This is a genomic window from Streptomyces sp. NPDC088254, from assembly GCF_044740925.1.
Lineage (GTDB): Bacteria > Actinomycetota > Actinomycetes > Streptomycetales > Streptomycetaceae > Streptomyces.
The window spans coordinates 276,683-291,403 of sequence record NZ_JBIURQ010000001.1 but is presented as its reverse complement, the minus strand read 5'-3'; the positions used below and the strand labels follow the sequence as shown (position 1 = coordinate 291,403).

Below are 14,721 nucleotides of genomic sequence, written 5' to 3'. Positions count from 1 at the left end.
CTTGCACCACCGGAAGATCCGCGGCACGGCGGTCACCGTCTCCGAACTCGGCTTCGGCGGCTCGGTGATCGGCAACCTGTACCGCGTCACGCCGGCCGAGGAGGCGGCCGCCGCCGTCGCCGCGGCCTGGGACGCCGGCATCCGCTACTTCGACACCGCGCCGCACTACGGCCTCGGCCTGTCCGAACGGCGTCTAGGCGCCGCCCTGCGCGGCCGGCCCCGCGGCGAGTACACCGTCTCCTCCAAGGTGGGCCGGCTCCTCGTCCCCAACGAACAACCCCGGGGCGTGGACAGCGAGGGCTTCGCCGTCCGCGACGACCTGCGCCGCCGGTGGGACTTCAGCCGCGACGGCGTGCTGCGCTCACTCGACGACACGCTGGAACGCACCGGCCTGGACCGGATCGACGTCGTCTACCTGCACGATCCGGACGACCACTGGCGGCAGGCCGCCGACGAGGCGATGCCCGCCCTCGCCGAACTCCGCGACCAGGGCGTCGTCGGCGCGATCGGCGCGGGCATGAACCAGTCCGCCATGCTCGCCCGCTTCCTGCGCGAGACCGCCGCCGACGTCGTCATGCTGGCCGGCCGCTACACCCTGCTCGACCAGTCCGCCCTGGACGACGTCCTGCCCGCCGCGCAGGAGCACGGCAGGAGCGTCGTCGCGGCCGGCGTCTTCAACTCCGGTCTGCTCTCCCAGGACCGGCCCGCCGAGGGCATGAAGTACGACTACCAGGACGCCCCGCCCGGGCTCGTCGCGCGGGCCCGCGCGCTCGCCGAAATCTGCGAGGCCCACGGCACCACCCTCCCCGCAGCCGCCATCGCCTTCCCCTGGACGCACCCCGCCGTCGTCGACGTCACCCTCGGCATGCGCGACCCCGGCGAGGTCGCCCGCAACGCGCGACTCCACCGCGACGCCGTCCCCGACGCGCTGTGGGACGACCTGCGCGACCGGGGACTGATCAGGGCCGACGTGCCCTCCGGGAGGAGCACCCCGTGTCCCTGACCGACAAGGCGATCACGAGGATCCGCGAGCTCATCGCCACCGGCGCGTTGCCCCCGGGTTCCAAGCTGCCCCCGGAGCAGGAGCTGGCCGCTCAGCTCGGCCTCACCCGCAATCTCGCACGGGAGGCGGTGAAGGCCCTCTCCATGGCCCGTGTGCTGGAGGCCAGACGCGGCGACGGCACCTACGTCACCAGCCTCCAGCCGAGCCTGCTCCTGGAGGGCCTCGGCGGCGCGGTCGAACTCCTCCAGGGCGACCCCGGCGCGGTGCTGTACCTCATGGAGGTACGGCGGCTGCTGGAGCCCGCCGTCGCGGCGCCGGCCGTCGCCCGGATCTCGGACGACGGGCTGGCCGGGGTGAGACGGCACCTGGACGCCATGCGGGCGGCGCGACGACATCGAGCGGCTGACCGTCCGCGACGCGGCGTTCCACCGGGCCATCGCGGACATCACCGGCAACGAGACGCTGATCATGCTGCTGGAGGGCATCGCGGGGCGCACCCTGCGGGCCAGGATCTGGCGCGGCCTGGTGGACACCCGCGCCGCGGGACGCACCCTCGCCGAGCACGAGGCGATCTACGCGGCGCCGGCCGCGCGGGACGCCGGCCTCAGTCAGGCCGCCGCGCTGCAGCACGTGAGCAACACCGAGCAGTGGCTGCGGGAGCACCTGGCGGCCGGCGGCGCCCGGCGCGAGACGGCCGCCGCGTCCACCCTCGTGACACCGGACCGCCGTACGCCGCCCCACGAGCGGAACGGGGTCGGGCCGCCGACAGGGCGGCCTCCGATCCGCGCCGGACGCACGGCTATCATCGACGTCACACTTCAGGGCCTTCCCGCCCGGGACTCGACGAGACGAACAGGGCCCGTGCGCGCGGCGCACTCGCGGAAAGGAGCTCCCGTTGTCCCTGACCGACAGGGCCATCGAGCAGATCCGTGAGCTGATCCGCTCGGGCGCGCTGCCGCCGGGAGCGAAGCTGCCGCCGGAACCCGAGCTGGCGGCGCAGCTGGGGCTCTCGCGCAACCTGGCCCGCGAGGCGGTCAAGGCGCTGGCCGTCGCCCGGGTCCTCGAAGTCAAGCGCGGTGACGGGACGTACGTCACCAGTCTCCAGCCGAGCCTGCTCCTGGAGAGCCTCGGCGGCGCGGTGGAACTCCTCCAGGGCGACAACGGGGCGTTGCTGGACCTGATGGAGGTGCGGCGGCTGCTCGAGCCGCTCGCCACGGGGCTCGCCGCGAGCCGGATCTCGGACGCTCAACTGGGCGAGGTCGAGCGCCACTTGGACGCCATGCGTGAGGCGCGTGACGACGTGGAGCGGCTCAACGCCCATGACGCGGCCTTCCATCGCGCCGTCGTCGCCGCCACCGGCAACGAAACGCTGCTCACGCTGCTGGAGGGCGTCTCGGGCCGCACCCTGCGCGCCCGCATCTGGCGCGGGCTGGTCGACGACCAGGCGGCCGGGCGGACCCTCGCGGAACACGAGGCGATCTTCGACGCGCTCAGCGCGCGTGACGCCAACTTGAGTCAGGCCGCCGCCCTGCTCCACGTCGGCAACACCGAGCGCTGGCTGCGCGAGCACCTGCGCTCCGCCGGCTTCGAGCGGGAGCCGCGCTGACAGTCGACGCAGGTCGTCGACGAACCCGCCTCGACGTAACCGGCCCGCCTGCACGCCATGCACCTCGAGGAACACCTGCCCGGACCGGTCGTCGCCTGAGGGCATGGTCACGGGACGGTGCCCTTCTCGCAGACGAGGCGGGCCACCTCGCGGAGTTTGACGTTGTTCTCCTGGGAGTAGCGGCGCAGAACGTCGAAGGCCTGGTCCTCGCTGATGTGGTGACGGCCCATCAGGATGCCCATGGCCTCGCCGATGAGGTGTCGGGTGGCGATGGCCTGTTCCAGCTGGGCGTGGGTGCGGGCACTGGAGAAGGCGACCGCCGCGTGGGAGGCGAGCAGCCAACCGGACAGCTCGCTGGCCTCGGTGAACGCGCCGGGGCGGCGGGAGTAGAGGTTGAGCGCGCCGAGGCGCTCCTCCTCGGTGAAGAGCAGGAAGCCCATCATGCTGCCCACGCCGAGGGCTCGGGCGCGCGGGGCGTAGGCGAGCCAGCGGGGCTGCTCGGCGGTGAAGTCGGCGATACGGAAGACCCGCTCGCCGGTCGCGGTGCGGGCGGCGTCGAAGCAGGGCCCCTCGCCCAGCCGCGCCTGCAGCCGGTCGCTGTCGACGACGAGCTGGTCGGTGGCGGCGAGGGTCTCCACCTCGGAGCCGCGCAGCAGGAGGATGCCGGCCGCGTCGCACCCGTCCACCAGTTCGGTGGCGGACGCGGTGATCCGCTCCAGGGTCGCGCCGACGGACTCCTGTGCCAGGAGGTCGCGTGCCATCGACGCCATCTTCTGCGCGAACCGGTCCCAGTCCACCGGCGTCTCCCTTGCTTTCTGTCGGGCGGATGTCCGCCCGACGGGGAACCTCGTACCCGCCTACTCGCCTCGCGCCTCATGGCGGGTTCTCAGTCGTCGTAGTCGGGGGTCCACTGGGCGGCGTCGATCGCAGCGCGCAGCTCGTCCTCGGTGGCCTTCGGGGCGACGCCGTCCTCGACGGCCGCGAGGGCCGCGGCGAGGGCGATCTCGCGGGCGGCGTCCCGCATCCGGCCCAGCGGCGGCAGCAGGGGCGCCGGGGAGCCGTCGTCCGGCGCGGAGCGGGCGGCGCAGCGGCCCACGGCGCGGGCCGCTGCGACCATCATCCGGTCCGTCACCCGGGTGGCGCGGGCGGCGGTGACGGCGAGGCCGATCGCGGGGAAGACGTACACGTTGTTGGCCTGCGCGACCGGCACGTCACGGCCGTCGATCCGCAGCGGCGGGAACGGGGACCCGGTCGCGACCAGCACCTTCCCGTCGGTCCAGCGTGCCAGGTCGGCGGGGTCGGCCTCGGCGTGCGAGGTGGGGTTGGACAGCGGGAAGACGACCGGGCGTTCGCAGCCGGCGGCCATGTCCCGCACGATCTCCTCGGTGAACGCCCCGTGCGCGGTGGACAGCCCGATCAGCACGGTGGGCCGCACGCGGTGCACGACCTCGGCGAGGCCGGGCGCACCGTCGCCGTCCCAGTCGCCCACCTCGTCGTCGTCGCGGGCGTAGGTGCGCTGTTCGTCGGTGAGGCCGGACCGCGACGCGAGCAGCAGTCCGTCGACGTCCACGAACCAGAAGCGGGAGACGGCGTCGTCCGCCGACAGCCCTTCCTCGTGGAGGGCGGTGCGGATCATGTCGGCGACGCCGACGGCCGCGGATCCGGCGCCGAGCACGACGAAGCGCTGGTCGGACAGGCTGCCGCCGGCGATCTCGGTCGCCGTGGTGAGCGCGCCGAGCGCCACGGCCGCCGTTCCCTGGATGTCGTCGTTGAAGGTCAGCAGCCGGTCCTGGTAGCGGGTGAGGATCGGACGCGCGTGCGCGGTGGCGAAGTCCTCCCACTGGAGGAGGGCGCCGGGCAGTTCCGCCTCGACGGCCGAGACGAACAGCTCCACCAGCTCGTCGTACTCGTCGCCCGTGACCCGGCGGCGGCGGGTGCCGAGGTAGTGCGGGTCGGCCAGCAGCTCCTCGTTGTCGGTGCCGACGTCCAGTAGGACGGGCAGGGTGCGCGCCGGGTGGATGCCGCCGATGGCGGTGTAGAGGCTGAGCTTGCCGATGGGGATGCCCATGCCGCCGACGCCCTGGTCGCCGAGGCCGAGGATGCGCTGGCCGTCGGTGACGACGATGACGTCGACGTCGGCGTGGGGCCGGTTGCGCAGGATCTCCCGGAAGCGGTGCCTGTCGTCGTACGACAGGAACAGTCCGCGCGGCCTGCGGTAGATCTCGCTGAAGCGGCGGCAGGCCTCGCCCACCGTGGGGGTGTAGACGACCGGCAGCATCTCCTCCAGGTGCCGGGTGACCAGCCGGTGGAACAGCACCTCGTTGGTGTCCTGCAACTGGCGCAGGTAGATGTGCCGGTTGAGCGGCTTGTCGTAGCCGAGGAACGCTTCGTAGGCACGGTCGGCCTGCTCGTCGAGGGTTTCGACGGCGGGCGGGAGGAGCCCGTCGAGGCCCAGTTCGGCGCGGTCGCGCCGGCTGAAGGCGGTTCCCCGGTTGCGCAGGGGGTCGGAGAGCAGTGCCGTGCCGCGGGTGGTGTCGCTGGCTGTCATGCCGGTCGGCTGCCCGGGATGTCGTGGTCCGCACCCCAAAACTCGGTAAGGCGCGGGAGCCCGGCCGTCACAGGAAGCGGCGTATGGGCTGTACGACGGTTTCGTAGGCGCGCTGCCGCAGCGGGCGCTTCTTCCAGCGGCCGGGCACGATCGGCGTGCTGACCGCGGTGTCCTCGTCGAAGTGGGCGTCGAGGACGGCGGTGAAGCGTTCGTCGAGCACGGCGAGCATGACCTCTTCGTCGTGGTCGAGGGAGCGCCGGTTGAAGTTGGTGGAGCCGACGAGGGCGGCCGTGCGGTCCACGGTGACGATCTTGGCGTGCAGCATGGTCGGCTGGTACTGGTGGATCTTCACTCCGCAGGCGAGGAGGTCCTCGTAGAAGTGCTGGCCGGCGAGCTGGCAGACGCGCTTGTCGGTGTGCGGGCCGGGCAGCAGGATCTCCACCTCCACGCCGCGGCGGGCGGCGGCGCACAGCAACTCGACGAAGAACGCGTCCGGGGAGAAGTAGGCGGTGGCCAGCCGGAACCGCTGCTCGGCCGACTCGATCATCACGCGCATCAGGGTCTGCATGTCCTGCCAGCCGAAGCTCGCGGAGCCGCGCACCACCTGGACGACGGCGTCGCCCTGCGGGCGGTGCCCGGCGAAGCGGTCGCGGTCGTCGAACAGCTCGTCGTGGCACTCGGCCCAGTTCTGCGCGAACGCGGCGGCGACGCCGTCGACCGCGGGACCGGCGAGCCGTACGTGCGTGTCGCGCCACTCGCCCGGGTTGCGGGCGTCGCCGCACCACTCCTCGGCGATGCCCACCCCGCCGGTGAAGGCGACCTGTTCGTCGACGACGAGGACCTTGCGGTGGCAGCGGTGGTTCTGTTTCAGCGGGGACAGGTAGAGCGGTCTGCGGAACCAGGCGACCTGTACGCCGGAGCGGCCCATCTCCTCCAGCAGGTCCTTCTCGATCAGGCGGCTGCCGAAGCCGTCGAGCAGCAGCCGTACCCTGACGCCCGCGCGGGCCCTCTCGGACAGCGCGCGGGCGAACTGGCGGGCGATGTCGCCCTTCCAGTACACGAACGTCATCATGTCGACGGTGTGCTCGGCGGACCGGATGCTCTCCAGCATCGCCGGGAAGATCTCGTCCCCGTTGCGCAGGACGACCAGGGCGTTCCCCTCGGTGGCCGCGATGCCGATGAGCCGTTCGAGCCGCCGCCGTATCCGGGCGGCCCGCTCGTCGAAGTCGGACCGCCCGGTGTCCCCGGACTCCCCGGCCTCGCTGGTGGACACGACGGGCGCGTTCTCCTGTGTGCTGGTCATCCCTGCCCCTTGCTCTGCCGGCCCGACACGAAACAACCGCGGCCGCCGGCGAGGCCCGGCGCGGTGCACGGCGACTGTAGCGCCGGGCCGGCCGGGGGTGTCGGGAGGCCGGGGTGCGAGAGGGATCACCTGTCGGTGTGAGGGGGGCGGGGTCGCGACGCGCGGCCGCTCAGCGGTCACCGGGAGGGGGCTCCACCGGCTGACCGGCGAGGTCCCTCACCCGTCAGCCGGTGGGGCCGCCTCGCTCGCTCCGCGCGCCCGTTGCCAGGCCCCCTCCGTCAGCAGGCGCAGGCCGTTGAGGCCGACGAGGACGGTGGAGCCCTCGTGCCCGGCGACGCCGAGCGGCAGGGGGAGGGTGCCGAGCAGGTCCCACAGGACCAGGGCGGCGATGAACGTGCCCGCGATCGCCAGGTTCTGCGCGACCAGGCGGCGTGCGCGCCGGGAGAGCGCGATCACGGCGGGGACGGCGGCGAGTTCGTCGCGGACGACGACGGCGTCGGCCGCGTCCAGCGCGAGGTCGGAGCCGGTGCGGCCCATCGCGACGCCGGTGTGCGCGGCGGCCAGCGCGGGCGCGTCGTTGACGCCGTCGCCCACCACCAGGACCCGGCGGCCGTCGCCCTCCAGCTCGCGCACGGCGGCGACCTTGTCCTCGGGCAGCAGCCCGGCCCGCACGTCGGTGATGCCGACCTCCTCGGCGAGGCGACGAGCCGCGCGCGGGTTGTCGCCGGTGAGCAGGACGGGCGGGCGGCCGGTCAGGGCGGTGAGGCCGCGGGTGGCCCGGCCGGCGTCGGTCCGCAGCCGGTCGGCCACGCCGAGCAGGCCGGCGGGCGTGCCGTCGACGGTGACCAGGACGGCCGTGCGGCCCTCTTCCTCCAGTCGCCCGGCCGCGACATGCGCGGGGTGCCCGTCGGGCAGGAGCCGGGCGGGGCTGCCGACGCTCACGGCGCGGCCGTCGACGACGGCGGTGACGCCGGCGCCGGGCACCGAGCGGAACCCGGTCGCCTCGGGCAGGGTCAGCCGGCGACTGCGCGCGGCCTCGGTCACGGCGCGGGCCAGCGGGTGCTCGCTGGCATGCTCGGCCGCCGCGGCGAGCCGGAGCAGCTCGTCCGGGTCCGTGCCCCCGTCGGGCAGGGGGCGTACCTCGGTCACGCGGGGCGCGCCCTGGGTGAGGGTGCCGGTCTTGTCCAGGGCGACCGCGTCGACCTGCCCGAGGCGTTCCATGACGACGGCGGACTTGACGAGGACCCCGTGCCGGCCGGCGTTGGCCATGGCCGACAGGAGCGGCGGCATCGTCGCGAGGACGATGGCGCAGGGCGAGGCGACGATCATGAAGGTCATGGCCCGCAGGAGCGCGTCCCGCAGATCGCTGCCGAGCAGCAGCGGAACGACGAAGATCAGGACGGTGGCGGCGACCATGCCGACGCTGTAGCGCTGTTCGACCTTCTCGATGAACAGCTGGGTGGGCGCCTTGGTCTCGGCGGCCTCCTCGACCATCTTCACGATGCGGGCGAGGACGGAGTCGGACGGGTCGCGTTCGACGCGGACGCGCAGGGCGCCGGTGCCGTTGACGGTCCCGGCGAAGACCTCGTCGCCGGGTTCCTTGGGGGCGGGCAGGGGTTCGCCGGTGACGGTGGCCTGGTCGACCTCGCCGGCGCCCGCCACGACGCGGCCGTCGGCGCCGATCCGCTCGCCGGGCCGGACGAGGATGACGTCGCCGGGGGTGAGACGGTCGGCCGGGACGGTCTCCTCGCCGCCGTCGGTGAGCCGGGTCGCGGTGTCGGGCCCGAGGTCGAGCAGGCCGCGCACGGAGTCGGCGGTGCGGGCGGTGGCGACGGCTTCGAGGGCGCCGGACGCGGCGAAGATGACGATCAGCAGCGCGCCGTCCAGCACCTGGCCGATGGCCGCCGCGCCCAGCGCCGCGACGACCATCAGCAGATCGACGTCCAGGGTCCTCTCCCGCGCGGCCCTCAGCCCCTCCAGGGCCGGCTCCCAGCCTCCGGTGACGTAGACGGCGGCGAACAGCGGTCCCCACGTCCACGCGGGCGCGCCGAGCAGGTGCAGCGCGAGGGCGGGGAGGAACAGGGCGAGCGCGGCCAGTGCCCAACGGGCCTCGGGCAGCGACAGCAGGCGAGTGCGCCGGCCGGGCGGCGCGGGGCTCGGGCGCGGGCCGGTCAGGCCCGGGGCGGGGCGCTGGTCCAGGGCGGAAGGCATGACGATCGACCCCTCGGGGGCACGGCGGCAGGGACCCCCACACCATACAGGAACATATGAACAGGTCTTCATATGTCGTCGGTATGCTGTCCCCCATGGGCCATGGAAGCGTCACCACCAGCACCGCGACCACCCGCGAGCGTCTCGACGCCGTCGGCACCGCGGACGTCGCCGCCACCCTCCAGGCCCTGGCGACCCCGTCACGGCTGCACATCCTCGCCCGGCTCCAGGAGGGCCCCTGCTCGGTCGGGGACCTGGCCGCCGCCGTCGACATGGAGCCGTCCGCCTGCTCCCACCAGCTGCGCCTGCTGCGCAACCTCGGCCTGGTGACGGGGGAACGCCGGGGGCGGTCCATCATCTACGCCCTCTACGACCGGCACGTCGCCGAACTGCTCGACCAGGCGCTGTACCACGTGGAGCACCTGCGCATGGGGATCCGCGACATGCCGGCCCCGGGCTCCGCCGACGCCCCGGACCCCCTGGGCTGACGGGGCCGGCCCCTTCCCCGGCCGGGCTCAGTCCGCGGCCGCCCGCTCTCCCGCCGGGCGCCTGCGCAGCGCGGGCTCGGTGAGCGGGCGGGGCTGCCAGACGCCGTCGGCGCGGTACAGATCCGTGCCGGGCGCCACGATCTCGTCGATCCGGTCGAGCGTCTCGTCGTCGAGCAGCAGATCGGCCCCCTTCAGCAGCGAGGTCAGCTGGTCCATCGTGCGCGGGCCGATGATCACCGAGGTGACGGCCGGGTGCACCAGCGGGAAGGCCACCGCCAGTTCCGGCAGGGTGCGGCCCAAGTCCTCCGCCAGCAGGGCGAGTCGCTCGGCGGCCGCGAGCTTCTCGGCGTTGCCGGGGACGGCGGGGTCGAAGCGGTGCGGGGTGAGCTTGGCGCGGCCGGCGGTGAGGTCGACGGGGCGGCCCTCACGGTAGGCGCCGGACAGGAAGCCCGAGGCGAGCGGCGCCCAGGTCAGCACGCCCATGCCCAGGCGGCGCGCAGTGGGCAGCACCGACCGCTCGACGCCGCGCGCGAGGATCGAGTACGGCGGCTGCTCGGTGCGCAGTCGCATCAGCCCCCGCCGCTCCGCCACGTGATGTGCCTCGACGAGGTCCTCGGCGGGGAACGTGGAGCAGCCGAACGCGCGGATCTTGCCCGCTCGCACCAGATCGCTGAGGACGGACAGGGTCTCCTCGATGTCGGTGGTGTGGTCGGGGCGGTGCACCTGGTAGAGGTCGATCCAGTCGGTGTCCAGGCGGCGCAGACTGTCCTCGACGGCCTTGAGGATCCAACGGCGTGAGTTTCCGCCGCGGTTGCGGCCCTCCCCCATCGGGAAGTGCACCTTCGTGGCGAGCACGACGTCGTCGCGCCGGCCCTTGAGCGCCTTGCCGACGATCTCCTCGCACTCCCCGGCCGAGTACATGTCGGCGGTGTCCACGAAGTTGACGCCGGCGTCGAGGGCGGCGTGGACGATGCGCGCGCTGTCCTCGTGGTCGGGGTTGCCGACGGCGCCGAACATCATGGTGCCGAGGCAATGGGTGCTGACCTCGATGCCGGTGGTGCCGAGGACTCGATAGCGCATGCCGCTTCTCCGTGTCGGGTAGGGCCAACTGGGATCGTCACTCTAGGAGTTGGAGCGCACTCCAACGCAAGGGCGTTGAGACCGGAGCGAAGGAGGCAGGATGCTCACATCGGCGGAGGTCGCCGCGGAGCCCGCGCTCCTCACCCGGCGGGTGGGCCTGGGCGACGGCACGGAGGTCGTCTTCCGGCCGCTCACGCACGCCGACGCGGAAGGGCTCGCGGAGTTCCTGCGGGAACTGTCCCCCGAGTCACGGCGGTTCAGTACGTTCGACGGGTACGATCTCGCGTTCGCGCGGGAGTTGTGCGATGCCACAGCGCGCTACGACAGCTGAGGCTCGTGCTGGAGGAAGCGGGGTCCGGCAGGATCGTCGGCCTGCTGGAACCGGCCCTCGATCTGCACCCGTCGGACATCGCCCGTCACCGCGAGGCCGGTATCGCCCTGACGGCGGCGGACTGCCGTCTCGGACCGACCCTGGCCGACGACCACCAGGGCAGGGGCGTGGGCACCCTGGTCTTCCCGCTCGTCGCGGACGTCGCCCGGCGGTTCGGCAGGACGCGGATCGTCCTGTGGGGCGGCGTCCTCGCCGACAACGCGCGCGCCGTCCGCTTCTACGAGAAGCAGGGCTTTCGGACCGTGGGCGCGTTCACCGCGGCCGACGGGACGCGTGCGCTCGACATGGTCCTCGACCTGCCCGCGCCGCCGGACGGCTGACGCCGCCCCACGCGCTTCACGCCACCACCCGCCCGTCTCATGCCGCGGGAGCGAGCGCCGCCTCGATCAGCGTTTCGAGCTGCTGTGCGACCTGGTCCAAGGGGTGCGCGTCGCGCTTGGCGCGGCACATCGCGGTCGCGCCCTCGACGGACGCCACCACGAGGGCCGCGAGGCCCTCGGCCCGGTCGGCGTCCACCCCCTGTCCGCGCAGCGAGTCGGCGAGCAGCCGCTCCCAGTCCTGGAACGCCTCGGCTGCGGCGAGGAGGGCCGGCGGGACCTCGTCGGCCTGCGGTTCCTCGACGGAGACGGCCAGCACCGGACAGCCCGCGCGGAAGCCGCTGTCGACGACGATGCCGCGCCACAGGGCCAGGAACGCCCGCAGTCCCGCGACCGGGCCCGCGTCCAGTCCCCGGCGCAGGACGCCGGTGACCGCCTCGCCCGCGTACCGCACGGCCTCGGTGGCCAGTTGACCCTTGCCCTGCGGGAAGTAGTGGTAGGTCGAGCCGAGCGGCGCTCCGGCGTGTTTGGCCAGGTCACGGATGCTCGTGGCGTTCAGGCCGCGCCTGCTGATCAGATCCGCGGCACCCGCCACGATGCGCTCGCGCGACGGCGCACTGGGTTTGGCCAAGGCTCCGCCCCCCTCTGGATATAACGGACGTCATAGTCTACCTCGACCCCCACTATGACGACCGTCATCGGCCGACCAGCCGCAGCGCCAGGAGCGCGACGTCGTCGAGGCGTTGGGCGCCGACGCCGGCCTGGCCGAGCAGTGTGTCGACGAGCGGGTCGATGTCCTGTTCGCGGGCCTGCGCGAGGTGGCGGGCGAGGTCGGCGATGGCGTCGTCCAGGTCGACGCCGGGCCGTTCGACGAGCCCGTCGGTGTAGAGGACGAGCATCAGCCCGGCGGTGAGCGGCATCTCGGTGACGGGGAAGACGGCGTCGGGGTCGATGCCCAGCAGCGGGCCGGGCGGGACGTCCAGGGGCCGGGCGTCGCCGCCGGCCGGGCGCACCAGCGGCGGCGGATGGCCGGCGCTGGCCAGCGTGGCGCGGCCCGCGGCGAAGTCGAGATGGGCGTAGAGGCAACTGGTGAACAGGTCGGGGGCGAGGTCTGTGAGGAGGCGGTTGACGCCGGACAGGACCGCGTCCGGGGCGCCGGCGACCGAGTGCGCGTGGACGGCCGTGCGCACCTGCCCCATCAACGCCGCCGCGGCGACGTCGTGGCCCTGGACGTCGCCGATGACGGCGGCGACGGCGGTGTCGCCGAGCCGGATCAGGTCGTAGAAGTCCCCGCCGATGTCCATGCCGTGGGTGGCGGGCAGGTAGCGGGCGGCGACGTCCAGTCCGGGGACGGCGGGGAGGTCGTGCGGGAGCAGGGCCTGCTGGAGACCGTGGGCGAGCTCGTGCTTGACGTCGTAGAGGCGGGCCCGGTCCAGGGCCTGGGCGATGAGCCCGGCGAGCGAGGTCATGACGGCGCGGTCCTCGGACGGGAACTCGCGGGGTTCGTCGTAGGACAGGACACAGATGCCGACGGGCCGGCCGGAGACGATCAGGGGGAGGAAGGCCCACGCCTTCTTGCCGCTGACCTGCTGCGCCTCGGGGTAGATGCGCCGCATCTCCTCGGGGTTCGCGAAGAACGCGGGGATGCCGCTGCTCAGGACGCGGCCGGCGGGGGTGAACAAGGTGCCCAGCGGCAGGCCCTGGAGCCGTTCGATGACCTCGGGGGGATAGCCCCGGTAGCCGGTGATCCGCAGCCGGCCGGCCTCGGCGCTCGACAGGACCAGGCCCTGGGCGCCGAAGGCGGGCATGATCTGCTCGGCGACCAGGTCGACGACGTCCTGGACGCCGACGACCTCGGTCAGCGCGGCGGCCAGGTGGGTGAGCTGGTAGAGACGGCCGGCCCGGGCCGGCACGGTCGGCAGCGCGGGATGGTGGGAGGCGGGCGAGGACGGCGGGGGGTCGCCGCCCGGGACGATGCGGACGCTGATGCCGCTGGCGTCGGGGAAGAGGTGGAAGTCCAGCCATTGGTCGGGCGGGCGGCACGCGGTGAAGGCGACGGGTGCGCGACTGATCACGGCGGCGCGGTAGCGGTCCTCGTAGGTCGGGTCGTCGAGCCATGGCAGGCTCTGCCATGGCAGTGTGCCCAGCAGCCGGCCGGCGTCACGGCCGAGCAGTGCGCAGGCGCCCTCGCTCAGATAGGTGAAGTGCCCTTGCAGGTCCAGGGCGCAACTGCCGCCGGGCAGGCGTTCCACGAAGTCGGCGGCGGCCGCCTCGGAGCCCGACCGCAGCCCCGCCCCCGCGGGCAGGGCGCGCGGGGGCCCGGTACAGGCCGGCGGTTTGCCGTGGTCGAGGGCTTCCTCCAGCAGCCGCGCCAGCCGGCGGCAGCTCGCGAGGACGTGGTTCTCCTCCCGCCGGGTCATCCGGGGCGGGCGGGTGGCCGGCCACATCAGCAGCAGCGACCCCCAGGTGCGGACGCCGGTGACCGGGGCGGCGGCCAGCGACAGGGGGTAGGGCAGCGCCACCGCCGTACGGGGGTAGGAGTGGGCCAGCTTCCCCTGGTCGGCCATCCACACCAGGCGGCCCTCACGGACGGCGTCGGCCACCGGCGCGGGCGATGCCGTCGACACCCTGGTCCACGGCGCGGCGAAGTCCGCGGGCGCCCCGCACAGCACGTCGAGGCAGAGCACCTGCTCGTCCGGCGCCAGCAGGTACAGCGCGCCGATGGACGCGCCCGTCCTGCGGACCGTCTCCGCCAACGCGGCGTCGAGCCCGTCGGCGGGGGCGGCGTCGAAGCCATCCGGGCCGCTCACTCGGCACCTCCAGCACGTGAGGCGTTCGCCGTGGCGTCGTTCTCCCGCCCACGTGCTTCCCGGCCTCACCCACATGTGGACGCTACGCCTGCGCACGGCGGTCGGCACCCCGCGCTGCGAGAGCCCTCGACGAGCGGCGCCGGGCGCGTGGTGCGCACGCCCGGCGCCGACGGCTCTGCGGGGTCGGCCTCATGGTTCACACCCCCGCAGCGGGCCGGCCCGGCACGTCGCCGGAGGGCGTGCCGACGGACGGCGGGTACTCCGGGACGGCGGGCGCCGCCGGTGTGGCGGTCTGTGCGACGTCCGTGGCGGAAGCCGCCGGGACGGCCGTGGCCGGGTCGCTCAGCGTCATCTGCCGTGTGTCCGCGGCGAGTTCGCGCCGTCCCGTCCCGGACGACGTGTCGGCGCCCGAGGACATGTCGGCCTTGGCCGCCACCTTCGTCAGACGGCCGACGGCCGTCCCCGCCGGCAGGGCGCCGCCCAGGAACGCCCCCGGACGACGGCGGGCGAAGGCCGGCACGTCGGAGAGGACGCCTCGGACTCCCTGCTTCTCCAGACGGTCGGCGGCCCGGTGTCCGCCGTCCGCCGCATGTGTCGTGAGACTGCGGGCGGGCGAGTCGCCCGGGGCGTTCTCCGCCAGTCCGGCGAGGTCGTCCGCTCAGTCGTGCAGCGCGCCGGCGGCCCGCCGGGGCTGCGTCTGGACCTCGTCAGCGTGCGGCTCCGCAGGTCGCCCGCGGCGGTGCCGACCTGCTGCCACGCCTCCCCCGCCGCGGACTTGGCCTGGTCCACGGCTGTGTCCGCGACCTGACCGGCGGCCTGCTTGGCCTGGCCGGCCGTGGCCGAGGCCTCCGCTCCGGCCGTCTCACCGGTCTGCCGCATTCTCGTCGTGTCGCCCTGCACTGTGCCACTCATCAGGCCACGCCTCCCCGTACGTGTCAGTGATAAATGCACTTGGCAAGTAAAT

13 protein-coding genes and 1 pseudogene are annotated in these 14,721 nt (G+C 73.9%); 6 read left to right on the top strand and 8 right to left on the bottom strand.

The window, feature by feature from the left end; genetic code table 11:
• Position 1: 1 nt before the first annotated feature.
• From ACIOC0_RS01305 to ACIOC0_RS01295, 3 genes and pseudogenes are all read left to right on the top strand, one after another.
• Entirely contained in the window at positions 2–1,003 is a 1,002-nt protein-coding gene (locus ACIOC0_RS01305) for an aldo/keto reductase (RefSeq protein ID WP_402150845.1), read from the top strand.
• Positions 994–1,678 (top strand): annotated as a pseudogene (locus ACIOC0_RS01300) (FadR/GntR family transcriptional regulator); the annotation flags it as partial. The gene ACIOC0_RS01305 and the pseudogene ACIOC0_RS01300, both read left to right, overlap by 10 nt.
• A 220-nt stretch (positions 1,679–1,898) precedes the next feature.
• Positions 1,899–2,609 (top strand): FadR/GntR family transcriptional regulator, encoded by a 711-nt coding sequence (locus ACIOC0_RS01295; protein WP_402150843.1) that lies wholly within the window; start codon positions 1,899–1,901, stop codon positions 2,607–2,609.
• 107 nt (positions 2,610–2,716) lie between these two features.
• On the opposite strand, the gene ACIOC0_RS01290 is transcribed toward ACIOC0_RS01295, so the two are convergent.
• The 4 genes from ACIOC0_RS01290 to ACIOC0_RS01275 form a co-directional block, all read right to left on the bottom strand.
• Positions 2,717–3,406, bottom strand: coding sequence for a GAF and ANTAR domain-containing protein (locus ACIOC0_RS01290; protein WP_402150840.1), 690 nt, complete (start codon positions 3,404–3,406; stop codon positions 2,717–2,719).
• An 89-nt stretch (positions 3,407–3,495) separates the two neighbouring features.
• Positions 3,496–5,157 (bottom strand): NAD-dependent malic enzyme, encoded by a 1,662-nt coding sequence (locus ACIOC0_RS01285; protein WP_402150838.1) that lies wholly within the window; start codon positions 5,155–5,157, stop codon positions 3,496–3,498.
• 67 nt (positions 5,158–5,224) lie between these two features.
• A complete protein-coding gene (locus tag ACIOC0_RS01280; protein ID WP_402150835.1) occupies positions 5,225–6,460 on the bottom strand; it encodes a phosphatidylserine/phosphatidylglycerophosphate/cardiolipin synthase family protein in 1,236 nt (411 codons plus the stop codon).
• Between the two features lie 216 nt (positions 6,461–6,676).
• A complete protein-coding gene (locus ACIOC0_RS01275; protein ID WP_402150833.1) occupies positions 6,677–8,671 on the bottom strand; it encodes a heavy metal translocating P-type ATPase in 1,995 nt (664 codons plus the stop codon).
• 95 nt (positions 8,672–8,766) lie between these two features.
• Between ACIOC0_RS01275 and ACIOC0_RS01270 the strand changes: the two genes are divergently transcribed.
• Positions 8,767–9,159: an ArsR/SmtB family transcription factor gene (locus ACIOC0_RS01270; RefSeq protein WP_402150830.1), complete on the top strand. Its 393-nt coding sequence runs from the start codon at positions 8,767–8,769 to the stop codon at positions 9,157–9,159.
• 27 nt (positions 9,160–9,186) lie between these two features.
• Here ACIOC0_RS01270 and ACIOC0_RS01265 read toward each other — a convergent pair whose 3' ends face one another.
• Positions 9,187–10,239: an aldo/keto reductase gene (locus ACIOC0_RS01265; protein WP_402150827.1), complete on the bottom strand. Its 1,053-nt coding sequence runs from the start codon at positions 10,237–10,239 to the stop codon at positions 9,187–9,189.
• 100 nt (positions 10,240–10,339) lie between these two features.
• On the opposite strand from ACIOC0_RS01265, the gene ACIOC0_RS01260 reads away from it, so the two are divergent.
• Both ACIOC0_RS01260 and ACIOC0_RS01255 read left to right on the top strand, forming a co-directional pair.
• Entirely contained in the window at positions 10,340–10,570 is a 231-nt protein-coding gene (locus ACIOC0_RS01260) for a hypothetical protein (RefSeq protein WP_402150824.1), read from the top strand.
• Between the two features lie 5 nt (positions 10,571–10,575).
• Complete coding sequence (locus ACIOC0_RS01255; protein ID WP_402150822.1) at positions 10,576–10,950, top strand: GNAT family N-acetyltransferase; 375 nt, start codon at positions 10,576–10,578, stop codon at positions 10,948–10,950.
• Between the two features lie 37 nt (positions 10,951–10,987).
• On the opposite strand, the gene ACIOC0_RS01250 is transcribed toward ACIOC0_RS01255, so the two are convergent.
• The 3 genes from ACIOC0_RS01250 to ACIOC0_RS01240 form a co-directional block, all read right to left on the bottom strand.
• A complete protein-coding gene (locus ACIOC0_RS01250) occupies positions 10,988–11,578 on the bottom strand; it encodes a TetR/AcrR family transcriptional regulator (protein ID WP_402150819.1) in 591 nt (196 codons plus the stop codon).
• 64 nt (positions 11,579–11,642) lie between these two features.
• A complete protein-coding gene (locus ACIOC0_RS01245) occupies positions 11,643–13,757 on the bottom strand; it encodes a SpoIIE family protein phosphatase (RefSeq protein WP_402150816.1) in 2,115 nt (704 codons plus the stop codon).
• 196 nt (positions 13,758–13,953) lie between these two features.
• Positions 13,954–14,277: a hypothetical protein gene (locus tag ACIOC0_RS01240; protein WP_402150813.1), complete on the bottom strand. Its 324-nt coding sequence runs from the start codon at positions 14,275–14,277 to the stop codon at positions 13,954–13,956.
• Between the last annotated feature and the right edge of the window lie 444 nt (positions 14,278–14,721).